The following is a 24,780-nucleotide window of genomic DNA, read 5'->3' on the forward strand; positions in this document are numbered from 1 at the left end:
GCATTGGGCACCTTTGATTTTTTGGTTCGGTTATCGGTAAACATCTTTGGCTACCGACTGTATGTTGTGAAACCATCAGTTAGTCAACCATAAACCTAAACCCAGTGTTTCGTGTACGCCAACGTAGGCGGAAGCGGTACAAAGGTGACTATTCCTAAACCCTTCTTCAACGTGATGAAAGAACTCAATATCGATCAGACCCTGAACCTGGTAAGCTGCGAAGCCCGAGAGCTCGAACAGTCTTCCCGCTACGGCGGCTTGTTTGGTATTGCATTTGTCACGGAAGGGGAGGGGGTATTATCCTGCGACGACGATTCCTGGCATTACGAAGAGCAGGCGATCTTTCTCCTATCCCCCGGCCATTCATTCCAATTCAAGTCCTTTTACAGGACAAACTTGCTTACTATCTTCTTTGATCCGTTCCGCATCGCCGGGGCGGCGGATCCTATCAACAGCTTTACAAACATGTTCCGCACCGTACGCGACCTGTTTTCGGTGCCGAGTTTCCTGCGCCAGAAGGAGCTTCGGAGCGAAACCGACCGCTTGGCCGTGACGCATCTCGTGCGCCTGATCGAAACGGAACTCGGCCATTTGCAGGATAGCAGCCGGGAGTTGGTTGCGAATTCGGTAACATTGCTGGTGAACCTCGTGAAACGCAACTTATCGGACAGCTTGCGTGCAGAGTCGGCAACGCATTATAGCGATGAAACCGACCGCGTGCTCAATAAAATCCGCAATACGTTGGAGCGGAACGAATACCTCACCATCCAGGAAGTAGCCGCGGCGATGAAGATGTCCCAGTACAACCTCAACAAAGCGGTGATCAAAGGTACCGGTGAGACGTTGAAGGCGATTATCACGCGGTACCGGGCAGAGCTGAGCAAAGCGAATCAGCTTGCTGGTGCTGGCGATCGGTCGTCAACTACCGCCTCTCAAAATCCCTTCATCCTTCATTAAAATCCGGCCCAGGGCTTCCAGCGCCTCAATCGCCGGCAGCGAACTCATTGCCCTTTCTGTGAGCGCATACATGACCCGCGGCGGTTTTTCCCGGAAAATGGTGCGGGTTACCATACCTTTCTTTTCGAGGTGGCGGAGCTGCGTGTTAAGCATCTTGTCGGTAATGTGCGCGATGGCGTTTTTGAGATCTCCGTAGCGCAGCGGCCCCTTGGCAAGGGCCAGGATCACCGGGATTTTCCAGGTTCCGCCGATGTACGACATCGCGAATTCTACCGGGCTGTAATAGACCCGTTTGTCGTGGATGAAATCTTGCATGGCGCAAATTAAACGAATCGGCGGTTAACCATCCGGTAGCTCGTTCTTTATCGTCAAAAAAGTATATAAAAGGAAATTCAAAATCCAATCCGCTAGGTTTGCCGACTGAACAAAAATCAGTTTTATGAACCAAAAAGATTGGACTACCGTGCCGGTATTACCCTGCAAAGCCATTGGGGAAACGCTATTATTTTGGGAGAATTTAGGTTTTACAATTACATACCGGCAGGACAGGCCTTACCAGTACGGTGTCGTCGAGCGGAACGGGCATCAGTTGCATTTTGTGCGCGTGAAAGGCGCCGAAACCGGCTATGCAGGCTGCCTGATCATGGTAGACGACGTAAAAAAGGTCCATTCCGATTTCTGTGAAGCATTGCGAACCCGGCTGGGGCGGGTACCGAATACCGGCGTTCCGAGAATTTCGAGAATGCGACCTGGCCAATCCCGCTTTACAATCACCGACGTCTCAGAAAACTCCGTCATCGTGTTCCAGATGGGCGAAAAGGATCAGGTCGAGTACGAAGACGCCGACCCGGCTACGCTGACGCCCTTGCGAAAGGCGATGTCGCTGGCATTGCGCCTGCGCGATTTTAAGGAGGATTATCCTGCCGCGTTAAAGGTTCTGGATACGGCTATCGGCAAAATGGGCGACGGCGAAACGGAGGCAGACCAGGCAAAAGCGGAGGGGATCCGGGATTCGTTAATTAATTTGATCGACTGACGGTTGATCATCGCCCCACGTTGCTAAAATCCGTCAATAAATGATTAAAACCCGACACGTTTTCATGGGGATTTTGGGCTAATTTTGGTGAAATCCAACCTTAATATCCTGAATCCTATGACGCATAACTACGTAAGGCGCTCGCGTTGGGCGGTTTTTCTTTTTTGCTGGATTGCAGCTTTTAGCGCAGCGGCGCAGTCTTCCAAATCGAAATTTGACCTATATGAACAAACCAGCGAGGTGGCCGGGCTGGTGATCCAGTATGCGCAGGATTATCGTGCGGTGGAATACTTTTACCGTCCTATGCCCACGGGCGGGCGCGGGCAGCAGGGGACGACCCTGAACTCGCCCGAGCAACGGAAAAGGTTGCGGGAAGTGGGTAATGATTACCTGGCAAAGCTCGCAAAGGTGGATTTTAATGCGATGAGCATTTACGGCAAAGTGGATTACCTGCTGCTCAAACGCAATATCAACGACGATTTGCTCACGCTCGCACAGGAGGAAAATGAGTATGGACAAATTGAAAAATACATTCCTTTCGCGGCAGGAATTTATGACCTTGAAAAAGGCCGTCGGCGAGGTGCTACCGTGGACGGCCAGGCGGTTGCAGCGAAGCTGAATGACTTGCAAAAGGAGGTTACCAAAGCCGGGGAGTCGTTCAAAAAGCTGGAATCGATTGACATGCCGTTGTCGCGTATGGGCGCGGAAGCAGTAGCCGGCCTGGAAGCGCGTTTGAAAAGTACGTTTGAGTTTTACAACGGTTACGATCCGCTGTTTAGCTGGTGGGTGCCGAAGCCTTACAAAACGCTCGACAGCACGCTGCTCGCCTATTCGAAACTGATCCGTAGCAAAGGAAAGCTCAATACGACGCAGAAGGAAGATGCCAGCGGAATTAAAGGGATTCCTATTGGCCGTGAGGAGCTGATCCGTCAGCTAGGTACGGAAATGATCAGTTACACGCCCGACGAACTGATCGAGCTGGCCAATAAGGAGTTTGCATGGTGCGACAAGGAGTTGTTGAAAGCTTCTGCGGAAATGGGTTTTGGCAATGATTGGAAAAAGGCGCAGGAAAAGGTCAAAAACAGCTATGTTCCAGCCGGTACCCAGCCTGAACTGATCCTGAAACTCTACAACGACGCGAAGGAATTTATCCTCAAAAACAACCTCATTGAATATCCCCAAATAGCGGACGAAACCTGGGGAATGCAGATGATGACGCCGGAAAGGCAGCTGGTGAACCCTTTTTTCCTGGGGGGCAGGGATATTATCATTTCCTACCCTACCAACACCATGGCCCATGACGATAAGCTGATGAGCATGCGGGGTAACAATCCGTATTTCTCGCGCTCTACCGTGCATCACGAGCTTGTGCCTGGCCACCATTTGCAATATTATATGAATAGCCGCTACAAATCCTACCGTGGAGACTTCCGCACGCCGTTCTGGACCGAGGGATGGGCATTGTATTGGGAGCTGCTATTGTATGATAAAGGTTTTGCCAAAACACCTGAGGAACGTATCGGAATGCTTTTCTGGCGTATGCACCGGTGCGCACGCATTATCTTCTCGCTGAACTACCATCTGGGGAAATGGACACCGCAAGAATGTATCGATTTCCTCGTCGATCGCGTAGGGCACGAGCGGGCGAATGCGGAAGGGGAAGTGAGAAGGTCGTTTGAGGGGAATTACAGTCCGCTGTATCAGGTAGCCTACCTCATTGGCGGCTTGCAGTTGTTCAGCCTTAAAAAAGAGCTTGTGGATAGCGGCAAAATGACTTTCAGGCAATTCCATGACGCGGTGATGAAAGAGAACAATATGCCGATCGAGATGGTACGCGCCACGCTGACCAACCAGCCACTAAAATCTGATTTTAAAACCCAGTGGAAGTTTTACAAGATACCATGAAATCTAAAAAAACACGGCGCTGGCTCTGCCTGCTGGCGTCGCATTGCCTGGTAGCTGGCGCAATAGCCCAAAAGTTGGAGCCTATACGGTTTACGGTGTCCATGCCCGAGCCGGCCAATCATACTTTTCACGTCACGATGGATTGGAAAGCCGGTAATGGTGACAGCACGCGCCTGAAACTACCGGATTGGCAACCCGGCTATTATCAGCTCATGGACTACGCTTCGAATATCGATAAGTTGGTTGTGAAAGACGAAAATGACAATGCGTTGCGCTGGGTGAAATCGGGCAGGAACGGTTGGGCCGTCGCGACCAAAGGCGTACGCAGCCTGCATGCGGAATATGATGTGAAGACCGCGCGCAAGTTCGTGGCGACCAGTTATCTGGATGAAGAGCACGGCTACATTACACCGGTAAGCATGTTCATGCACGAGGCGGGTAAACTCAAAATGCCGTCGGAAGTGACGATCAAGCCATACAATAGCTGGGACCGCGTTGCGACCGGGCTGGATTCAGTGGCCGGCAAGTCGTTTACTTATCGTGCCCCGGATTTTGACATATTGTATGACAGTCCGTTGCTCACCGGCAATCTGGAAGAGCTGCGGGCATTCGAGGTGAAAGGCATTCCGCACCGCTTTATTGGTTATAAGCTGGGTGATTTTGACAGAACCAGGTTGATGTCGGACATTCAGAAGATCGTCGAAAAGTCGTCTGCGCTCATTGGCGACATTCCTTACAAGCATTACACCTTCATCGCGATCGGCCCCGGGCAGGGCGGTATCGAGCATTTGAACTCGACTACGATCAGTTTCAGCGGAGATCAGTTGAATTCGCGCGGGTGGAATGGGATGCTGCGCTTCATTACCCACGAGTACTTCCATCATTACAACGTCAAGCGCATCCGTCCCGTTGAACTCGGGCCATTCGACTACGACAAAGGCAGCAGAACCAATATGCTATGGGTGTCCGAGGGGCTGACGGTTTACTACGAACCGTTGATCATGCGGGCAGCCGGCCTGATGGGTGAGCAGGAATTGCTTGATTTATTCAAAAAACAGATCGCTGATGTAGAAACCAAACCCGGCCGCTTCTTTCAAACGCTTGCCCAGGCCAGCGCCGAAACCTGGTCCGACGGCCCCTTTGGCCGCACCGGCGACGCAGTGAATAAAACCATTTCCTATTACCAGAAGGGCCCGGTGGTAGGCCTGCTCTTCGACCTCGCCATCCGGTACGAAACCAAAAACAAACGGTCACTGGACGATGTAATGCGGAAATTGTATCAGGATTTTTACATTAAAAAGAACCGCGGCTTTACCGAAGCGGAATTGCGATCGACAATAGAGGCAATCGCCGGAACGAAGTTGGATGAATTATTCAGCTACATCTACACCACCGCCGAGCCAGATTATAAGAAGTACCTGGGCTATGCCGGGCTGGATATTGATGTCACGACGGATACGCATTACGGGACGTTTGAGATTACGAAAATGGCGTCACCGAGTGCTTTGCAAAGGGAGATATTCAGGAGTTGGAGTCGGGGGGATTAGTGAGACTCCTCCCATTGAGGGAAGTTTAGTTTGGACAAGGCTTCATTCGCCTTCCGTAACTTTTCCGGAAAGTAAATACGCCCTTCCAAATGGCTCATATCTTTCACGACTATTGTGGATGATTTTGTCGATTTACTTTTGCCAGTTGTCGCCATAGTGCTTGTTGGTTTTCTTTTTTGGTCAGGAAAAATGCGTTGTACTCGTTTCCTGGAACAAATTCCTCCCAAATGAGATAGTTATTACTTCCAAAAATAACGAAATCTCTTTGGATTTCAATCAAATGTCGGTTGATTCCAATCCGATATAGCCTCGTTCTGGATTTAGTGCTTCCAGTGGCAAAAATGATTGCCTTCGGATACGCGGCGGTAAAATCGTATACCGTACTGGCAACGGTTGTCAATACTTTCATGCTGTCACCGTTGTTTGTAATCACAATATCATTAATGCATTTACTAGACTCGTCAAAATCACCGAAGCCAAGATTATATACATTGGCGAATTTGGTTCTGGTGAATTCAACCAGTTTTCTGATCCGTCCGTGAGGACCTTCGCTGAAAAATTCAAACAGGGACTTTGACTCGTTTCCTGTACATCTGTATTTAGGTAAATGCATTGTCTAGTAAAAGAGTGTGTGCTAAAATTATTGAAGAACCGACAAATTTAGCACATACTCTAAACTATTTTTACCCCCTCAATGCCTCCACATCCCGCACACTTTTCACCAGCTCTTTCCCAAGTATCCTATTACCATTCTCCGTTATCAAAAGGTCGTCCTCGATGCGAATGCCGGTGAAATCACGGAAGTGTTCCAGCTTTTCATAGTCGATGAACTGAGCGAGTTTCTTCTCGGCTTTCCAGCGGTCGATGAGGGTCGGGATGAGGTAGAGGCCGGGTTCGACGGTGACAACGAAGCCGGGTTCGAGGGCGCGGCCCAGGCGGAGGGATTTCCAGCCGAAGGCGGTGCCTTTTTGGAGGTCGTCGGTGTAGCCGACGTATTGCTCGCCCAGGTTTTCCATGTCGTGAACGTCCATGCCCATCATGTGGCCGAGACCGCATTGGAAGAACAGGGTGTGCACATCATGCTCGACCGCTTCGGCAGGGTCGCCTTTGACGACGCCCATTTGTTTCATGCCTTCGACAAGTTTGGTAGAAGCCAGCTTGTGCACATCTTTGAACAAGACCCCCGGTTTGCAGGCTTTGATGGCCGTTTCCTGGGCGTCAAGTACGATATCGTACATCTCTTTCTGAATGGTCGTGAACGCCTTGCCGACCGGAATGGTACGTGTGAGGTCGCCGCAGTAATGCATGGCGGTTTCGGCTCCGGCGTCGCAGAGCGCCATCTGGCCCTCGCGGAGCGCGAGGTCGCGCGCGTGGGTATGCAGGATTTCGCCATTGACGGTCAGGATGACAGGGTAGGAGATATCGCCGCCCTGCCCGATGGCCATGCTTTGGAGCCTGCCTGCGATTTCCTTCTCGGTCATGCCTGCGCGGGTGTCGCGCATGAAGGACAAATGCATGTCGACAGACGTGTCAACCGCCTTTTCAATTTCGGCGACTTCCTCCTCCGTTTTGTAAGAACGCATAGAAACAACTGCTTTAATGAGGCCGACAGATGCTTTTTGCGCCGCTTCGGAGGGATTAACATGCAGCCATTCCTGCAATTTCAGGTAGTGCTCGCCGCGGTAAGGAGGCAGGAAATGAATCGTTTGCCGGCGCGATAATGCGTCTTTCAAAAAGCTACCGACAGCGGAAGCCGGTTTCACCTCCGTTACGCCCACTTTGGCGGCTTTTTCAGCTATGGCTTCTTTCGGGCCGGTCCAGACGATGTCGTCGATAGTGAGCTCGTCGCCGAAAATGATTTCACGGTTGTTATCAATGTCGATAACGGCCGTGAGCGAGGCCTGGTCGATGCCGAAATAGTAAAGGAATGTACTATCCTGACGGAACGAATATACGTTATCGCGGTAGTTCATGCCGCTTTCCTCATTTCCGAGCAGGAGGATAAGGCCGCTGCCAAGTTTGGATTGAAGTGTTTGCCTGCGGTTTAAGTATGTTGATTTGGAAAACATGGGATAATATGGTTTTGGAATACAACAAAAAATTTGCCCACCGAAACAAATATACTTTGTCCGGTGAGCAAATGAGAACTACCTAACCCAAATTAATAAATGGTTCAGTAACCCGGGTTCTGTTTCAGATTGGGGTTTTTGTCGATTTCATTTTGCGGGATCGGGAAGAGTGCGCGCTGTACCGTTTGCGGACGGTGGTTGAACCACTTTTTGGTTTCGTATACCCCGAAACGGATCAGGTCCTGGCGGCGGTGTGCTTCCGCAGCGAATTCCCAGCCCAGTTCGTCGAGGAACCGCCCGAACTGGATATCGTCGCCACCCTGGCGCTCCGTAATGGTGCCGTCGGTAGCCTGGTAACCGTAGTTGTAGCGGCTTCCTTTCGCCAGATCGGCCGCAGTAACCGTCGCTTTAGCGGGCGTGCCTTTGAATGCCCGCTGACGCACCTGGGTAACCAGTTCCGCCGCTTCGGCGGCTTTACCCGTCCGTAGCAAGCCTTCGGCCTTGATCAGCAACACATCCGCATAGCGCAGGAATGGGAAGTCGTTGTCAAGGCTTCCGGTTGCATTAGGTTTAATTTTGTATTTACCAATCCGAAAACCATCCGACGATGCGGTTTTTTCCATACCCGGCACGGCCTTGTTGTAGGTGATTACCACTGCGCCGGTTGCGGCACTTTTCTGTGGGCCCATGATCCAGGTGTCGGCCAGGCGGCTATCCGCGGCGTCGTAGGTGTCGATAAACTGCGGAACGGCGCAGTTTCCGCCCCACGGGCCGGCGTTCATCGGGTACACTGAGCGGCTCAGCGGGTCGAGCGTTTTCATGTGGATCTGGTTGCCTGTTCCATAGATCTCATCGTAAGGAATGGCAAAGATGATTTCCTTGGAGTTGAAATTTGTCCAGGTGAATACGTCCGAATAGTTGGCGTCCAGCACATATTTACCGCTTTTGATCACGTCGTCAGCCTCCTGGATCGCCTTCGCCCATTCGGCCGTGCCGGTGTACACCTGCGCATTGAGGTATATTTTTGCCAAAAGCGTTTTCGCGCCCCATTTGTTCATCTGGCCGTAAGTTGTGGCGGCATTCTCGCTCAGGTTGGGGAGCGATTCTGTCAATTCTTTTACCACAAAATTATAGACCTCCTTGCGTGTGCTCTGTTTGGGAAGTGTAACGTCTTTAAAATCAGTTACAATGGGTACATTGCCGTGGTTATCCAGCAATAGGTAATAGGCAAATGCGCGCACGGCTCTGAGCTCGGCGATGGTAGCATCCTTGCCATTGGCAATGGGCAAATCACCGTCAGCGATCTGTGAAAGCACGCGGTTTACCGTTGTAATGCTGGCGAATGCCTGCCGCCAGGCGTTTTCGGGCTGCCATTGAAGCGAGGTCCAGGTGTGCTGGTGCATGCGGCGATAGGTCCCGCCATCGTCCCAGCCGTTGGGCCGCACGGGCGTGATGATCGCGTCAGCAGCTTCTTCCTGCAAATCGAAATAACCCTGCCAGCCGAGCATGAGCGAACGCAGCGACGAATATACGGGCGCTACGATGGCCGGAAGGTCTTTTTCGGTAGGTTGGTAGCTGCTGCCGAGTACCTCGGAATACACTTGTTCGTCGAGATCGGTGCAGGAGTAGAGCGGGGCCCCGGCGAGCAGAGCGGCCAGGATCGCGTATCTTATATTTTTAGTTTTCATTGTTTGCGAGAGTTGAATGATCAGAATGTGACGCTCAGGCCGGCAGTGAATGTCCGGGTGGTTGGGTACTTGTCGCGATAGTCGCTGCCCGGTGCGAAGCCGGTGAAACTTACCCCTTCCGGATCGATGCCGGTGTAGCCGGTGATGGTCGCCAGGTTGAGGCCCGAAACGAAAATGCGCAGATTTTTCACGCCTTTGAGGGTATTGGCTGGCAAAGTATAGCCGAGGGTCACGTTGTCGATTTTCCAGTAATCGCCTTTTTCGATATAATGCGAAACATACACGAGGTCGCTGGTCAACACCTTGCCGTCGATTGGATCATAGGCTGATTTGAGCATGTTGTAGGCCTTGTTTCGCGGGTTGCCGTAGAACATTTTCTGGAAGTTCAGAATGTCGAACCCGAATGCACCTCGCATGTTTACAGCGAGGTCGAACTGCTTGTAGCGGATGTTGTTGTTCCAGCCTACAATGTGTTTTGGAATACCATTACCATAATACTGGCGATCCTCCGGCACTGCGTCGGCGATAGGGATCACTTCGCCATCCTTGTTTTCAACGAGCCAGGCGCCCTTGTCGTCAACCCCTACGCTTTTCCAAACAAAGAACCGGCCGATGGGTTCGCCCACTTTCACGCGGTGGGTGCTCATCTGGATAGGCTCGCCCGTGTAACCGGCGTCAAAGAAGTCGTTGGCTGCCTGGAACTGATCGTTCGAAAGGCTCACGAGCTTGTTGCGGTTGGTGGAATAGGTAACCCCTGTGTTCCACTGGAAATCGCCCGTCTGGATCGGAACGATGTTCAATAACACTTCAACCCCTTTGTTTTCCATTACCCCCGCGTTGATGAACATGCTGCCTGTCAGGTAAGGCGGCACAGGCACCGGGAAGTTGTAGAGCAGGTCTTTCACCTTACGGCTGTAAAAGTCGATCGAACCATTGATGCGGTTTTTCATAAAACCAAAATCTACCCCGGCATTGTATTCTTCTTTTTTCTCCCAGCGCAGGTCGGGGTTGAAGTTGCGGGCAGGGACAAAGCCCGGTACCCATTTGCCGCCGATGAATGCACCTTGTCCGCGATCGAAATTATAGCTGATCTGTGACATGTACGGGTTGTTCGCGATCGTACCCGTTACGCCGATACCCGCGCGGAGCTTAATGTCCGAAGCCGCGCCGAGGCCGCCCATAAAGCGTTCCTTGCTGATGCGCCAGCCGATAGACGCTGCCGGGAATGTACCCCATTGGTTATTCACCCCGAACCGTGACGAACCCTCGCGGCGCACGCTGGCCATAAAGAGGTATTTTTCATTCAAACTATAAGTGACACGGCCAAAGAAACCCGCGAGCTGCCATTTGTTCTTCGTGCTGCTCATACCGGCCTGGCCTTTTTGCAATGCACCGCCAGCGCCCAGGTTGTTCCAGTCGTAGGCGTCGGTTGGGAAATCCCAGTTGTTGGCTGCAAATGCTTCATAGGTAGCATCCTGCCAGCTGTATCCGCCGAGTACCGAGAAACGGTGTTTGCCGATTGTTTTAGAGTAATTTCCTGTGAATTCGAGCAGGTTTTCGTTGTTGGCGTAGGTGTTCCGGAACGCCGTCGCATTCTGGTTGCTCAGGCGCGTAGCCGTGTGGTTAAATGTGGTAGAACCGCCTTCGAGGTTGCTGTTTTGAACATTCGATACCATCAGCTTGAAATTCAGATCATCGATAGGCGCATAGTCGAGGCTGCCGGCCATCCGCATTTCCTTGAACGAGCTTTCGAAATTCGATTCGTTGAGCAGCGAGACGGGGTTTTCATAGAAGTAGCCGTCGCGCTCCTGCCATTTTTTACCGTCATCGGTCCGCACACGGTCGGTCGGGTTGCGGATGATGGCCTGGCGGTAGGCATAGCCGTAGGCGGCATCGTCGTTCGCAGGCGAAACGGCCCCATTCGAACGGGTAATGCGATTGATGATTTGTAAGTTGGTTTTCAGTTTGTTTTTGAACATGGCGTGGTTCAGATCGGCGCGACCGGTGAAACGGTTCTGGCCCGATCTCAGGAATATTCCTTCCCAGTTGCGGTAATTGACCGATCCGGTAAAGTTGGTCGTGGTGTTGCCGCCGAAGAATGTGAGGTTGTGGTTGTGGCTCACAGGCTTTTGCATGATCTCCGAAAGCCAGTCGGTATTGCCACCGTAGTCGGTGTAATCGATGCCTTCCTTGATTTTCTGACGGTAATCATCGCCGGTCAGCAGCTGGGGGCGGCGTGCGATAGACTGGATGTTGACATAGTTGGAATACTCAACCGTAGCGCGTGAATTCGCCCGGTTTTTACGGGTTGTGATCAAAATGACCCCTCCGGTGGCGCGTGTGCCGTAGATAGCTGCCGCGGAGCCATCCTTCAACACGTCTACCGACTCGATGTCTTCCGGTGCAACGGTATTAAGCCCGCCCGGAATACCGTCGATCAGGATCAGCGGGTTGGTAGCACCTTCAATGGAGTTGATGCCCCGCAGGTTGATCTGCGTATTGGCGGTAGGGGAGCCGCTGGGCGTCGTAATGCGCAAACCGGCCACTTTTCCCTGTACCAGCTGGGCCGCATCGCGCACGGTTCCCTGCACGAAGTCCTCCCGTTTGATACTGGCCACAGAGCTCGTAACATCGCCCTTTTTCTGGGTACCGTACCCGATCACGACGACTTCCTGCAATTGTTTCTGGTCGGGTGCCAGCTCTACATTGATCTCGCTCTGGTTGCCCACAGTCAACTCCTGGCTCACGTAACCAATGTAGCTCAGAATCAGTACGGCGTCCTCAGGTACGCTCAGCTTGAACTTTCCGTCCGTATCGGTGGCAGTTCCTACTGTATTTTTTCCCTTCACGATGATGGTCACGCCGGGCAGTGGGTTCTTGTCCTCGGCGGACACTACTTTGCCGGAAATCTGTCGGTCGGCGGCGAGCGCCAGGGCATTTTCACTCAGGAAACAGGCAACCGCCGCCGCGAGGAGGCAAAAACGGTGCAGTTCCCGGATCAGGCGGGATAATGGTCTTTTCATACAATTGGAGTTAGATGGTTAAACTTATTTGAGGGTACTCACTGCACTTTCATAATACCGTTCATGATCCGCCAATGGCCGGGCACCGTGCACAGGAACGGGTAATCGCCGGGCTTGTCGGGCGCGATGAACACCAGTGTCGCATAGCCTTCGGGGCTTACGAGTTCCGTTGCATGCAGTACTTCCGGCATTTTGGGCACATAGTTGAGCGCGATCGCGTTGGCTTCCCGCGCCAGCAAGTCGGCCGCATTGCCGACTTTTTCCAAAGTTCCGGGTTTGATAATGAGCAGGTTGTGTTGCATAAAATCCGGGTTTGTAAACTGAATAGTCACTTTCTGTCCGGGTTTAACGGTGAATGTCTTCTGGTCGAACTTCATTTCATGCTCAATCACTTTCAGTTTCACGGTTGCCGGTGTCCCTTTTCCTTTTGGCACTTCTGCCGGTGCTGGTGTGGTGGCTGTCCTGGGCGTCTGGGGGGCCAGACCTCGAACGGCCTGGTTAAGGTGGAGGGTGCTCTTAAGGTCTAGCCAGCCGCGCAGTCTTGCATTATCGGCGTATTCGCCTACCTGGTTTCCGTCGCGTAAGTCGCGTCCCAAACGGATGTCGTCTGGCGTGAAAGGCTGGTGGAAAAGCCCTGCTGCATTACTGGTTACGGGTGTTTCGTCCTCGATGGCCAGCGTCATTTTGCCGCCTTCCGAAAGAGTGGCATAGGCATTAAAGCGTTCGTCGGGCAGTTTTCGTGTGGATGTGATTTGATAAGACTTGCCATCCTGGCGTACCAGCCAGTGCAATTTGCCGTCTTGCATGTACAGGCTGTATCCGTTCTGCCGGCTACCCTGTGATACCGCCACACCGGAAAGGTCCTCCTGTGCTTTGGTGATAATAGCCTTGATTTTAAGTTCTTTATGCGAAACATCAGGCGGGTAGATAGGCGGCGACCAGAGGTTCAGCATATAAGTTTCTTCAATCAGCCCGCGCTCGATCCGGGCGGTCAATGTCGAATCTTTGAGCTTCGCCGCCGCCGCTTTGAAGCCGTTTTCATGTTTGATAACCCCTGAAAAAATGGCTTGTGCCAGGTATTCATCGTCAGCATTCTGTGAATCCTGACCAGCCAGGTAAAGCATTCTGCCTATTTCTTCCGAAGCCGGCAGGTCGGTGAGCGCCTGGATGGTGGCGAGCCTTACTTTCAAATCGGGATCGTTCAGCGAGTTCGTCCATTTCAATGCGGAAAGTGTCTTGTCATTGCGGGGGAGCAGTTTTACGGCCGTCTTGCGCACGCCTGCCGCCGGGTGCCGCATGGCCCGTACCAGGGTGTGGTAAGCCTCTTCGTTTGGTCCATTGAACGCATTCAGGCCGTTGAGTGTCCATAATGCATGTACGGCCGGGCTGTTCAAACCAATTTCGTCTACCGTCTGGTCATTCACCATTTTGATCAGTTCCGGGATTACCGAAGTATTCTTCGACTCCACGATCAGCCGCTGGGCCGTGGTGCGCCAGAACATGTTGTCATTTTTCAAACCGGCTATCAGACTGGCTGCGTCGTTTTTGTCCAGTTTAGGATACGGGGCAGTTTTTGCATTCTTCCAAACGACCCTATATATACGTCCGTGCTGATTGTCGCGCAATGGGTTAATGTAGGCATTGCCTTTACCATTTTCGAAACCACGCGGGGTAGGGTTGTGCTGGATGATGAAACTGTACCAGTCGGCCACCCAAACCGCCCCATCAGGTCCCACTTCCGCGTGCACGGGAGAGAACCATTCGTCGGCGCTGGCTAGCAGGTTGAAACCATTCTTCTCTTTAAAACCCGCGCCTTTCGGTTTCAGCAATGCCTGGTAGAGCAAGCGCCCGGTGGGTTCGCAAACGAATGCGGTTGCATTCCAGTACGATTTCGGGAAGTTGCGGGCCGTGTAAAGGTTATGCCCCGCCGCAGCTGTAAACCCGCCGTGAAAATCTACCTGGCGCAATGCGGGTGTGAGGTAATTCATTTCATAATGCGAATCCAGTTTGTAAACCGTATTGCCCGAACCATCCGCTACCGAACGCTTTACATATTCAAGTGGCATGGCGAAGTGCCCGCTGTAATTCCCATTTGCTGTTGAAATAAACACTTCAAAATCCTCGGAAAAGCCCAATCCCCAGGTGTTGTTGGAGGTTCTGCCGATGTATTCGAGATTTTTGCCGTCGTTATCAAACCGGTAAATACCCTGGCTGAAATTCAGCTGCTTACCTGAATTCGTCCCGCGGAAACCTGCGTAGCCCAGTACGCCCCAGATTTTGTTGTCCAAGCCATATTTGAGGTTCGAAGGCCCGGCATGAGTATCACTTTTACCCCAGCCGGAAATGATATTTTCGCGGATATCGGCCTTGTCGTCGCCGTTGGTATCTTTCAGGAAAATGAAATGCGGTGCCTGCGCTACAATGAGCCCGCCATTAGCGAATACAAGGCTGGTCGGGATATTGAGGTTATCCGCAAAAACAGTGAACTTATCGGCTTTGCCATCGCCATCGGTGTCTTCGCAGATTTTAATGCGGTCTTTGCCCACACCGTCCTGGTCGCGGACTTCGTTGGGATAATCCTGTGTTTCAGCTACAAACAGCCTGCCGCGCTCGTCCCACGCCATCGCGATAGGTTTCACAATATCAGGCTCGGAGGCAAAGAGTTTCAGTTCAAAATCAACGGGTACCTGTGTCAGTTTCTGTGATTCGGCCGGGGATAATGGCTGCTGGAATTTCGGTGCCGGGTCGCGTTTTTCGTAGTTGGGTACGGCAGCGTCGGTGTAGGTGGGTTTGGTTAGATTGAATTTAGCTAACCGCGCTTTCGCGTCGTCGCTAACTGCCCACATAATACCGTTTGCTACCAGTTCCTGGAATGCAGGCTGTTTCCACGTGCGCTCGTCATGCCCGTAGGCGGTGTAGAACACACGTCCCTTGCCCTGTGTGCGCACCCACGTCCACGGCTCATGATGGTCGCCTTCCACGCGCTCTTGCAGCACAACAATATCCGGGTTCAGTTTCGAATGCACATAAGTTTCGTCCCAGGTTTCGAATGTTTTCCAGCCCTGCATGACCGGATGATCAGCCTTTACCACCGGTGCGGTGAATGTGCCATACTTGTGTGAACTGAACTGCCCGCCCACCGCTTTGACATACCAATCCGAATTCTGAAAGCAGAAAGACGCCGCATGGAGCGGAATGAGCGCCTTGCCGCCTTCTACAAATGTCTTTAAAGCCGATTCCTGCGCCGGGGTAATGGTGTTATGATTGGCATAAATCACCACGCCGTCGTATTGGGCCAGGTTTTCGGTATTCAATGCATTCGGGTCGGATGAGTAAGTGAGGTTAATGCCCTTCTGGAACAACGGCAGCGAGAGCATCGGAAAGTATTTCTCCGAAAAGTGGTGCCGGCTGTCGTGACCGAGGAACAAAAGCTCAATGCGGCGGCCGGCGCTTTCAGCCGACGCGGCTGGAAGTTGTGCCGGCTTTCGCTTCTGAGCGCATCCGTGCATCAGTATGGCCGCGAAAATTAATAGTAATGCTTTTTTCATTGGATCCGGGTTAGAGTAGCATTGAGTGCCTTTTTCTGGGCTGAATTTTTAGTTTTATAAAAAATAGTGACATAGCAATCCTTGTCGAGCAAAACCTGCTCAATGCGCTGTTTTCAATCTTTTAATCTACTCCCCGGTCTTAAGACCGGGGCAAGGGCTCTGCCTTTTACTGCTTTTGCAGTTTTTATTTTCCCAGCGTTGTTAGTGCCGGGGCGGATACCTTGTTTCTGTTCGGAGGATTTACACCTAAAAGCTTCTGTACAAAAAAGTCCCTTTTCTTGCGGCGTCCGTAAATGCCGCCATCGCTATGGCCCATGCCGGGAACAACGAGCAGGTCAAACTCCTTGTTGGCCTTGATCAACGCGTCGGCTACGCGGTAGGTGCTTTCGGGCGGCACGTTGGTATCCACCTCGCCTACGATCAGCAGCAAATCTCCCTGCAATTTGGCTGCATTGGTCACATTCGACTGCTCGTCGTAATGCTTGCCCACCGGGTAACCCATCCATTGCTCGTTCCACCATTGCTTGTCGACGCGGTTGTCGTGGCAGCCGCATGCCGAAACCGCCGCGTCGTAAAAGCCCGGGTGGAAGAGCAATGCACCCAGCGAGTTCTGCCCGCCGGCGGAGGTCCCGTAAACGCCCACGCGGGTCGAGTCCACCTGAGGATATTTTTCGGCCAGGGCCTTCATCCACGCAATGCGGTCGGGGAAACCGGCATCGGCCAGGTTCTTCCAGCAAACGTCGTGGAATGCCTTAGAGCGGTTATAGGTGCCCATCCCATCCATTTGAACTACAATAAAGCCTAGTTCGGCCATGCTCTGCATTTCACCGTAATGGCGGAATGCCTTGGGAACAAACGAATCCTGCGGACCTGCATAAATGTTTTCTATGATCGGGTATTTCTTTTTCGGATCGAAATTGCTCGGGCGGTACACGATGCCCCAGATGTCGGTTTGGCCGTCCCGGCCTTTGGCTTTGAAGATTTCAGGCAGCTTGAAGCCCAAGGCAAGGTATTGTGAAATATCGGCTGTTTCGAGCTTCATGACGAGCGAGGCATCGGCGGTTTTCCGCAATTCCGAAACGGGCGCGCTCGTCATGGTCGAGTAGGTATCGATGTAAAAAGCCCGGTCGGGCGAGAATGTGAGCTGGTGCGTTGCTTTTGCGTGGTCGGTAAGCTTCACCAGACCCGTTCCGTCGAACTTAATACGGTAATAATGAATGTGGTATGGATCCTCGTTCGCATTCATCCCACTGGCTTTGAACCACACCTCGCGTTTTTGTGTATCGACGCTGTCGATGTCGCGTACCACCCATTCGCCCTTGGTGACCTGGTTCTTGATCTTGCCGGTTTGCTCGTCGACCAGGTAAATGTGCCGCCAGCCGTCTTTTTCCGAAACCCAGATAATTTCATGATTGTCAGGCTGGTAATGCGTGTAGATCATGTTCTGGTAAATGAACGTATCCGTTTTTTCGTCGATAATATGCTTGGTCGCGCCACTGGTAGCGTCCACCTCGATCACCCGGAACCGTTGATGCCCCCGGTCTGCTTTTTCGTAAGTAAAATGCGTGGCATCGCCTTTCCGCCAGCGGATCACCGGCGCATTGAAAAAGTCGATCAGCTCGGATTGTACTTTCACGGATTTGCCTGTCTGCACATCGATCACATGCATTTCGTAGCTGGTAAATTCATCGCCCGGCTGCGCGTAACCGCGTGTTTTGACCTCCCCGCGGGTGGTATTGGGCAGCGAGGAAAATATAATGCTTACCTGACGCTCGTCACGCTCATCGATGCGATAGCACACGAGGTACCGGCCGTCGGGCGACCAGCTCAGTTCACCGTAAGGTTTGAGCGGATTGCCGTCGTAGGTCAGTTGTTTGCCGTCTTTACCATCTTTTTTACCTAAGTAAATATTGCCGTTGCGGACAAATGCCTTCGTCTGCCGGTCGGGCGAGACGCTATCAGCGCGGAAACGGCCCCAGCGGCTGAGCTGCCTGGTCCAACCGGTTTCTTTGGGTTTCGGCAGATCCGGTTTCGCGATTTTCTGCGCCGTGCCGGCCTCGGTATCGTAAGCAAACCATTTCCCTTTGCTTTGAAGGATAATGCTGTGTTTTTCGGGTTCGAAGTGAATATCGCTGATCCAGAGCTTCGTGGCCGAGAACGTCGAATCGTAAGCCTTGGACAGCGCCGCCGCTACTTTTGCATTGTCGAACGCCGGAGTCCTTTTGTTTTCGCCCGGTTTTACAACCAAATATTCAGTCAAACTATCCTTTAATACATTCCTGTACCAGAATGACTGCCCGTCGGCGAGCCAGTTGGGCTGTACCTGGGCTTTTAGCACGCTGCCTTTTGTCAGCGAATCCATCAATGTCATCCTTTTATACGAAGCTGCCAGCTCAGCCGGATTCGGCTGGTAAGCAGGCAATGACCGTTGCGCAATGAGCGGCGTGGCCAGGCATAAGGCGCTGATTGTGTGCAAGTAAAGTTTTTTACAAAGGCTTGGGTTAGGGATTTTCATAGCTGCTTTATTGAATATAAGGGCAATAAAATTCTTGCCGCCTGTTGTACAGGTAGTTGGGCCAGTGTGCCGCCGGGGCGACCGGTTTTGAAAATTATCTATTTGTAAAATTAGCAGGTCGGAAAACCAAAAACTTGATGTGAATTAGCGGCTTTTTTACCGATATTAACTTATTTCTTTCCGAAATTCCGCAAAACTGTGAATTTGGGTGATTTTATTTGGCCAATCCTTCAAAATGGAGAATAATGGCTTGTTTGGGGCTCGGCGACGGGCTATTTGGCCGGGAAAGTACACTGAGTTAATATTGTAGCGTAAAAATATGGATATGAACACCGCACTGATACTGGAAACAATGGGCTGGTTGGGCGTGGTTGCATACGTGCTCGCATACCTGCTGCTCACGATAGGGGTGCTAAAACCCAATGGCTACCCGTTTCACATCCTCAATATGGTTGGTGCGGCAAACCTCATTGCTTATTCCCTCGAATATGGCGACAAGCCGAACGTCGCCGTCAATGTGATCTGGCTGATGATCGGAATCGGGGCCGTGGCCCGCAGGCTGAAGCGGAAATCATCCGGCCACCTCTGACAGTTCCTGTAAATGAAGGATCGACAATGCCTGCTGCCGGTATTTGGCCAGGCGCTGCTCGTATTCGGCTTTGTCGGACACCAGGCTGAGGTAGAAATAGGCGCCGTCGATGAGTACGAAAATATTATCCGCTACCGTTTCCACATCGGTCACATCCAGTACGCCGTCGGCACGGCACTGCTCAATATGCCCGATAAGCATTTCCCTAAGCGAATCCAGCAGCTTTTTATAAAGGTCCCGCACCTTGTCGTCATGGAATGTCATGGCATAGCAGCCGTAAAACAGGCCGTCGTCGAAGAGCGTATTCCACTTTTTGGAAAAGATATTGCCGATGATTTCGAGCAGCGCCTTTCTTGAGTCGGTCGCGTTGGCCGCGCTTACCTTATAAATAAGCTTGTATTTATCGAGAATATAGTCGACCAGCCCGGACACGAGATCTTCGCGCGTCTGGAAATAATGGATAATGAGGCTGGGATTGATCTCCATCTTCGCCGCGATCTTGGCGATGGAGGTGTTTTCGAGGCCGTTCTTCTTGGCCAGGCTGTAAAACACTTTAATGATTTCTTTTTTGCGGGCTTCTTTAAGGCTTTTTCTTCCCATCGGCGGTTCAGGGTGTAACAGATAGGCAATATACGGTTTTTTGCGGAAACCGGAAGTGTGTTAGTTATTTAAAAATTAATTGAACATTCATTCAATTTATAATCACAATCAGGTAACTATTTTTTAATATTGGCGTAACTTTTGATTAGGACATTTGCATTCCGAAAATGCCTCAAAAGTTGTTAACCTTTAACTTTTACTTATGATGAAAAATGTACCTAGACCTTACAGTACCAGGTGGCTACGGTGTGCCTTGCTGGCTGTATTGATGACTTGGGCGTGGCTCGTGCCGGCCTATGCGCAAACCCTGCGGGTGACCGGAACCGTGACGGACGGAAAGGATCTTCTGCCTGGCGTGAATGTGGTGATTAAGGGCTCCATGAAAGGGACAATCACTGATCAGAACGGGAAATATAATCTCGACGGCGTTTCGGGGAACGATATTCTCGTGTTCTCCTACATTGGCTACAAATCGCAGGAGGAGCTTGTAAAAGGCCGGAGCGAGATCTTCGTAACCATCCAGGCTGATCCTGGCAACCTCGAAGAAGTGGTCGTGATCGGCTACGGTGTCGAGAAGAAGGTGAATATCACCGGTGCCGTGGACCAGATTTCGGGCAAGCAGTTCGAGGCGCGGCCGGTTGCGAACGTGATGCAGGGCTTGCAGGGGGTAAGCCCGGGGCTTAACATTACCTACCAGAGCGGTTCGCCCGGAACGGTGCCGAACTTCAACATCCGTGGTTTTACGTCTATTAATGGTGGTGAGCCGCTGTTCGTGATCGATGGTATCGCCGCGGCCAGCAGCCAGGATCTCCTCCGCTTAAACCCTTCCGATATTGCCACCTTCTCGGTATTGCGCGATGCAGCCTCGGCGGCTATTTACGGCGCGCGGGCGGCGTTCGGTGTGGTGCTGATCACCACCAAGCAGGGAGGACGGGGCAAACAATCCATTACCTACAACAACTTTTTCTCCTGGGGCCAGCCAACGGTGCTTCCCAAGCCAGTAACCGACCCATACATTTTCTCCCGTGTGCTCGAAACGTCTACCGATAACACGCCCTGGGATTATGTAAACTACTCAGATGAGTATTACGCCTGGGCCAAGGAACGTTCGGATAATCCTTCCACGCCCGACACGCGCCTCGACCCGTCCGACCCTACCAAATGGGCCTACATGGGCAGCAACAACTGGTACGATTACTTTTTTACCAAAAGAAGTTTCTCTCAGAACCACAGCATCGCTTTCACGGGAAGTGCCAAAACGGCCAATGAACGGACGGTAGGTTACTATATTTCGGCAGATTATAACCGCGAAGGTGGTCTGAACAAACTGACCGACGATTACTGGAACCGCTATTCTTCCCGCGCTAGGCTGGACTTTTCGCCTTTGAAATGGCTGAAACTGGATAACAACCTGTCGATTTACCGCACGGAGCGTGCTGTTCCGACTGCCGACATTACCGACATTTATACCCTGCAACCCACACAGGTTGCAGTGAACCCGGATGGTACCTGGGCGAATACGGGAGCGGGCCGCCTTGCTGCAAAACTTAGGGACGGTGGTAAGAAGAGCGAAGAAATGTTTGGCTTTCAGGATATTTTCCGAGGGATCATTACCGCTTTGAATGGCGATCTGCAAGTGACCGGATCGGCGAGTTTCAAAAGGGAACAATGGAAGTACCACCAGGATGAGCTGATTTATGAAATCGGTTATGGTCCGGGCGATATCCGGAAAAGCGACGGCACCGGTTTCGTGTTGGACAAGTCCGGAACCCTGGTCAACAATGTCCTGGACCTGTTCGGAAATTATACCAAAACCCTCGGAACGCACCGGATCAGCCTTCTCGCCGGGTACAACCAGGAGTATTACGGATATAATACGACCCAGGCGCAGAAAACGGGTGTTATTTCATCCACATTGCCCTATCTCAGTGTGACGAGCGGCGGTGCGAAGGCTTTTGGCGGGGACAGCAGTTATGCTACCCGAAGCTATTTCGGCCGGATCAACTATACTTTCAAAGATCGCTACATTATCGAGGCAAATGGCCGTTACGACGGGTCTTCACGGTTCCCTTCCAGCAATCGCTGGGGCTTTTTTCCATCGATATCGGGGGCCTGGATCGCCAGTTCCGAATCTTTTGTGAAAGAAACATTGCCCTTTATCCCCACCTTGAAATTCCGGGCATCGTATGGGCAGCTCGGTAACCAGAATGTGGCCTATTACGGTTTTCGCCAGGCATTGCCTACGGGACTGTCGGGGTATCTGATCGATGGTGACAAACAGCCTGTTATTACCGGTTCGCCCCTTCTGGAAATCAACCCGGCGAACTATACCTGGGAACGTGTATCGACTCTTAACTTCGGTGCAGACCTGGGTGTGCTGAAAGATCGCGTGACATTGGGTTTCGATTATTATATCCGTAATACAACCAAAATGCTTACCGGAGGGCAGGAGTTGCCCGGTGTCCTTGGAACGACGGTGCCCAAGCAAAATGCGGCTGATCTGCAAACCAAAGGCTGGGAGCTAACGCTGGGCTTTAACGACGCTTACACAGTGGCGGCCAAGCCATTGTCGCTTAGCGCAAAACTGATTCTGTCCGATTCCCGCTCAGTTATCACCCGTTTCAAGAATGACCAGGAGACGTTTACTGCGAACTATCGTCAGGGTCAGGAGGTCGGCGAAATCTGGGGACTTACGAACGACGGACTTTTCAAGAATACCGATGAGATCGCGAAGCTGGACGAGAAGGACCTTATTCCATGGGGAGCACTTTCAATAGTACCCGGCTGGCCTAAATACAAAGACCTTGACGGAGATGGCCGCATTATGCGCGGAGCAACAGCCAAAGATCCGAAAGATTTGAAGGTCATAGGCAATACAACACCACGTTTCCGCATTGGTTTCAACCTGAGCGCCGATTGGAACGGATTTGATTTCTCGGCAGTGCTGCAAGGCGTTTTAAAAGGAGATTATTACCCGCAGCATTACCTGTACTGGGGTCCGTATCAGCAGCCTTATGCCAATGTGTACCCCTGGAATCTCGACTTTTACCGCGGTCAGGCGGACTCGGACCAGCAGCGTGCCAAGCATTCGCAGTCGTATATCGCAGCAGGCCTGGCCGATGCCAACACCGATGCAAATTACCCGGTGCTGCAATCGTGGCTTGCGGATAACAATTATTCGCCGAGCTCAGGTCTCGATATTCCGCAAACCAAGTACCTGTTGAATGCTGCTTACCTCCGCGTAAAGAATCTTACGATCGGTTATTCATTACCTACCGCACTGTTGAGAAAGCACAATATCAGCCGGGTAAGGGTGTTTGCGAGCGGTGAGAATATTTTTGAATTCTCTCAACTTAAAAAGTATTTCGACCCGGAAGTGATCGCGGGCAGTGATACATTCAAGAGCTCGAAGGGCTTTTCTTACCCATTCCAGCGCAAGTTCGCATTCGGTGTGAACGTCGAGTTTTGATCTCTATCTAAATCCGTATTACAGATGAAAAAACATATTTTATTGCTGTCCTTGCTCATTGCAGCTAGTTCTTGCAACGACGACTTTCTGGACAGGTACTCGCAGACAAAAGTTTCCCCGGAAGTATTCTTTAACAATCAGCAGGACCTGGCACTTTATGTCAACGGCCTGCTGAATATGCCGGGAATCGGTTCTTATCTCAACGATCAGGACACGGACAATGCAACCACTACCGGTGCTGTGGAAATGAAAGTGGTGATGACGGGTTCGCCCAGTTCGCAGACGATCAGCGGTGGCTGGGATTGGAGCCGGCTTCGGAATATCAACTATTTCCTCGACAATTATCATAAGGCACAGGTGGCAGCGGACATCAAAGCGCATTATGCCGGTCTGGCCCGCTACTACCGCGCGCAGTTTTACCTGGATAAGGTTGCCCGGTTCTCCGATGTGCCCTGGTATTCTAAAACATTGACTGACAACGACGAGGATTTATACAAACCGCAGGACCCACGTACCTTGGTCATGGACAGTGTTATGGCTGACCTTGCCTATGCCGCAGCGAATGTAGGCGATTCCAAAGAGCTGGTTCCCTCAGGCACACCCAACAAGTGGGCCGTGATGACCCAATATGCACGTACCGCCCTTTTTGAGGGCACTTATCGCAAGTATCATCCCGAACTCAACTTGCAGGCGACAGCAGGCAAGTTTCTGGAGACCGCCGCGAGCGTATCGGCAGACATTATGGCTTCCCAAAAATTCAATATCTCCAATTCGAACAAGCCTAATACCGATTATGCTGCGCTGTTCAATAGCCTGGACCTGAGCCAGAACAAAGAAGTGATTTTGGTGAATGAGTATGATCAGGCGCAACAGGCCGGAGGTAATGTCAACAGCACCGTTTTCGGCGATTACGAGCAGGCACCCTCGCGTGACCTCGTGCAAACCTACCTCATGAAGGACGGTTCCCGTTTCACCGATATTGCGGGTTACCAGCAGTTTGGCTTTGTCAAAGAATTTGAGAACCGCGATCCGCGCCTGGCTCAAACCCTCGTGTACCCGGGCTGGGTGCGTGTGCCCGACGCCACGCCCTACATCCAGCGGTTGAACAAGAACTTCACAGGGTATCACCAGTTGAAGGGGTATATGAATACTACTGATAACAACGCCCTGAATGGCGCCGATTTCCCGGTTTATCGCTACGCCGAAGTGCTTCTTACTTATGCCGAGGCCAAAGCTGAACTCGGGACGCTGACGCAGGCTGACCTGGATAAATCAGTGAAGCTGATCCGTACGCGGGTAGGGCTGCCGGATTTACTGCTGGCGGAAGCCAATGCTAAACCGGATGCTTTTCTGGCCGCCAAATACCCGAATGTAACGGGCGCCAACCGCGGGGTGATCCTGGAAATCCGCCGCGAAAGAAGGGTGGAATTTGCATTCGAAAACCTCCGTTTCGACGACGTAATGCGCTGGCAGGCCGGCAAGTTGCTGACCGTGATCCCGGAAGGGATGTACTTCGCCGGCCTGGGCAAATATGACCTGACAGGCGACGGCGTGGAGGACATTATCCTGATCGACAAGTCGAAAACGATCCCGACCGAGAAGGACAAGGAAAAGAACAGCCTCGGCGTGGCTCTGATCTACTACCGCGCCGGCTCCATCGGCGAGGACGTAACCGTATACCTCAAAAACGGCAATGCCGGTGGTACTATGGTGACCGAAACAGCGGCCCGCAAATTTGAAGACCCGAAATATTATTACCGACCTATCCCTCAGAAAGAAATGCTGCTGAACCCCAAGTTGAAGCAGGTTTTTGGGTGGAATTAATTTAAAATCA

15 protein-coding genes are annotated in these 24,780 nt (G+C 51.9%); 7 read left to right on the top strand and 8 right to left on the bottom strand.

Annotated elements, in window-relative coordinates:
* The first annotated feature begins 111 nt into the window (after window positions 1-111).
* Window positions 112-957: an AraC family transcriptional regulator gene (locus ACTJJJ_RS02985; RefSeq protein WP_229221686.1), complete on the top strand. Its 846-nt coding sequence runs from the start codon at window positions 112-114 to the stop codon at window positions 955-957.
* Here ACTJJJ_RS02985 and ACTJJJ_RS02990 read toward each other — a convergent pair.
* Window positions 919-1,272, bottom strand: a complete 354-nt coding sequence (locus ACTJJJ_RS02990; RefSeq protein WP_188930818.1) for a winged helix-turn-helix transcriptional regulator — start codon at window positions 1,270-1,272, stop codon at window positions 919-921. The two genes, ACTJJJ_RS02985 and ACTJJJ_RS02990, sit on opposite strands and share 39 nt — an antisense overlap.
* Window positions 1,273-1,396: 124 nt before the next feature.
* On the opposite strand from ACTJJJ_RS02990, the gene ACTJJJ_RS02995 reads away from it, so the two are divergent.
* The 3 genes from ACTJJJ_RS02995 to ACTJJJ_RS03005 all read left to right on the top strand — a co-directional run bounded on the left by ACTJJJ_RS02995 (window position 1,397) and on the right by ACTJJJ_RS03005 (window position 5,445).
* Window positions 1,397-1,993: a hypothetical protein gene (locus tag ACTJJJ_RS02995; protein WP_188930816.1), complete on the top strand. Its 597-nt coding sequence runs from the start codon at window positions 1,397-1,399 to the stop codon at window positions 1,991-1,993.
* Window positions 1,994-2,110: 117 nt separating this feature from the next.
* Complete coding sequence (locus ACTJJJ_RS03000) at window positions 2,111-3,898, top strand: DUF885 family protein (protein ID WP_188930814.1); 1,788 nt, start codon at window positions 2,111-2,113, stop codon at window positions 3,896-3,898.
* On the top strand, window positions 3,895-5,445 hold the full coding sequence (locus ACTJJJ_RS03005; RefSeq protein ID WP_440701420.1) for a M61 family metallopeptidase: 1,551 nt from the start codon (window positions 3,895-3,897) through the stop codon (window positions 5,443-5,445). Before ACTJJJ_RS03000 ends, ACTJJJ_RS03005 begins: the two co-directional genes overlap by 4 nt.
* 109 nt (window positions 5,446-5,554) lie before the next feature.
* Here the strand turns inward: ACTJJJ_RS03005 and ACTJJJ_RS03010 are convergent, their stop codons facing one another.
* The 6 genes from ACTJJJ_RS03010 to ACTJJJ_RS03035 all read right to left on the bottom strand — a co-directional run bounded on the left by ACTJJJ_RS03010 (window position 5,555) and on the right by ACTJJJ_RS03035 (window position 18,288).
* Complete coding sequence (locus ACTJJJ_RS03010; RefSeq protein ID WP_188930810.1) at window positions 5,555-6,058, bottom strand: DUF6934 family protein; 504 nt, start codon at window positions 6,056-6,058, stop codon at window positions 5,555-5,557.
* Window positions 6,059-6,128: 70 nt separating this feature from the next.
* Window positions 6,129-7,514 carry an aminopeptidase P family protein gene (locus ACTJJJ_RS03015; RefSeq protein ID WP_188930808.1) on the bottom strand — a complete coding sequence of 462 codons (1,386 nt, stop codon included), beginning with the start codon at window positions 7,512-7,514 and terminating at the stop codon, window positions 6,129-6,131.
* 104 nt (window positions 7,515-7,618) lie between these two features.
* Entirely contained in the window at window positions 7,619-9,202 is a 1,584-nt protein-coding gene (locus tag ACTJJJ_RS03020) for a RagB/SusD family nutrient uptake outer membrane protein (protein WP_188930806.1), read from the bottom strand.
* 20 nt (window positions 9,203-9,222) lie between these two features.
* Entirely contained in the window at window positions 9,223-12,225 is a 3,003-nt protein-coding gene (locus ACTJJJ_RS03025) for a SusC/RagA family TonB-linked outer membrane protein (RefSeq protein ID WP_188930799.1), read from the bottom strand.
* A 38-nt stretch (window positions 12,226-12,263) separates the two neighbouring features.
* The gene (locus tag ACTJJJ_RS03030) at window positions 12,264-15,773 is read right to left on the bottom strand and encodes a PVC-type heme-binding CxxCH protein (RefSeq protein ID WP_440701421.1); all 3,510 of its coding nucleotides are present in this window, start codon (window positions 15,771-15,773) and stop codon (window positions 12,264-12,266) included.
* Between the two features lie 184 nt (window positions 15,774-15,957).
* A complete protein-coding gene (locus ACTJJJ_RS03035; RefSeq protein ID WP_188930790.1) occupies window positions 15,958-18,288 on the bottom strand; it encodes a S9 family peptidase in 2,331 nt (776 codons plus the stop codon).
* A 325-nt stretch (window positions 18,289-18,613) separates the two neighbouring features.
* Between ACTJJJ_RS03035 and ACTJJJ_RS03040 the strand changes: the two genes are divergently transcribed.
* Window positions 18,614-18,877, top strand: coding sequence for a CBU_0592 family membrane protein (locus ACTJJJ_RS03040; RefSeq protein ID WP_188930788.1), 264 nt, complete (start codon window positions 18,614-18,616; stop codon window positions 18,875-18,877).
* Here the strand turns inward: ACTJJJ_RS03040 and ACTJJJ_RS03045 are convergent.
* A complete protein-coding gene (locus tag ACTJJJ_RS03045) occupies window positions 18,860-19,477 on the bottom strand; it encodes a TetR family transcriptional regulator (protein ID WP_188930786.1) in 618 nt (205 codons plus the stop codon). The genes ACTJJJ_RS03040 and ACTJJJ_RS03045 overlap by 18 nt on opposite strands.
* A 202-nt stretch (window positions 19,478-19,679) precedes the next feature.
* On the opposite strand from ACTJJJ_RS03045, the gene ACTJJJ_RS03050 reads away from it, so the two are divergent.
* Both ACTJJJ_RS03050 and ACTJJJ_RS03055 read left to right on the top strand, forming a co-directional pair.
* Window positions 19,680-22,946: a SusC/RagA family TonB-linked outer membrane protein gene (locus tag ACTJJJ_RS03050; RefSeq protein WP_188930784.1), complete on the top strand. Its 3,267-nt coding sequence runs from the start codon at window positions 19,680-19,682 to the stop codon at window positions 22,944-22,946.
* Between the two features lie 24 nt (window positions 22,947-22,970).
* Entirely contained in the window at window positions 22,971-24,770 is a 1,800-nt protein-coding gene (locus ACTJJJ_RS03055; RefSeq protein WP_188930782.1) for a RagB/SusD family nutrient uptake outer membrane protein, read from the top strand.
* Window positions 24,771-24,780 lie beyond the last annotated feature (10 nt).

It is taken from the genome of Dyadobacter sp. 22481 (assembly GCF_052044875.1).
GTDB classification, from domain to species: domain Bacteria; phylum Bacteroidota; class Bacteroidia; order Cytophagales; family Spirosomataceae; genus Dyadobacter; species Dyadobacter endophyticus.

What these genes read in the sequence shown, in the direction of transcription:
- ACTJJJ_RS03005 (WP_440701420.1), top strand. Translation starts at nt 3,895, where the DNA reads ATGAAATCTAAAAAAACACGGCGCTGGCTCTGCCTGCTGGCGTCGCAT.
- ACTJJJ_RS03030 (WP_440701421.1), bottom strand. Translation starts at nt 15,773, where the DNA reads ATGAAAAAAGCATTACTATTAATTTTCGCGGCCATACTGATGCACGGA.
- ACTJJJ_RS03040 (WP_188930788.1), top strand. Translation starts at nt 18,614, where the DNA reads ATGAACACCGCACTGATACTGGAAACAATGGGCTGGTTGGGCGTGGTT.
- ACTJJJ_RS03035 (WP_188930790.1), bottom strand. Translation starts at nt 18,288, where the DNA reads ATGAAAATCCCTAACCCAAGCCTTTGTAAAAAACTTTACTTGCACACA.
- ACTJJJ_RS03050 (WP_188930784.1), top strand. Translation starts at nt 19,680, where the DNA reads ATGATGAAAAATGTACCTAGACCTTACAGTACCAGGTGGCTACGGTGT.
- ACTJJJ_RS03000 (WP_188930814.1), top strand. Translation starts at nt 2,111, where the DNA reads ATGACGCATAACTACGTAAGGCGCTCGCGTTGGGCGGTTTTTCTTTTT.
- ACTJJJ_RS03020 (WP_188930806.1), bottom strand. Translation starts at nt 9,202, where the DNA reads ATGAAAACTAAAAATATAAGATACGCGATCCTGGCCGCTCTGCTCGCC.
- ACTJJJ_RS03045 (WP_188930786.1), bottom strand. Translation starts at nt 19,477, where the DNA reads ATGGGAAGAAAAAGCCTTAAAGAAGCCCGCAAAAAAGAAATCATTAAA.
- ACTJJJ_RS02990 (WP_188930818.1), bottom strand. Translation starts at nt 1,272, where the DNA reads ATGCAAGATTTCATCCACGACAAACGGGTCTATTACAGCCCGGTAGAA.
- ACTJJJ_RS03025 (WP_188930799.1), bottom strand. Translation starts at nt 12,225, where the DNA reads ATGAAAAGACCATTATCCCGCCTGATCCGGGAACTGCACCGTTTTTGC.
- ACTJJJ_RS03015 (WP_188930808.1), bottom strand. Translation starts at nt 7,514, where the DNA reads ATGTTTTCCAAATCAACATACTTAAACCGCAGGCAAACACTTCAATCC.
- ACTJJJ_RS03010 (WP_188930810.1), bottom strand. Translation starts at nt 6,058, where the DNA reads ATGCATTTACCTAAATACAGATGTACAGGAAACGAGTCAAAGTCCCTG.
- ACTJJJ_RS03055 (WP_188930782.1), top strand. Translation starts at nt 22,971, where the DNA reads ATGAAAAAACATATTTTATTGCTGTCCTTGCTCATTGCAGCTAGTTCT.
- ACTJJJ_RS02995 (WP_188930816.1), top strand. Translation starts at nt 1,397, where the DNA reads ATGAACCAAAAAGATTGGACTACCGTGCCGGTATTACCCTGCAAAGCC.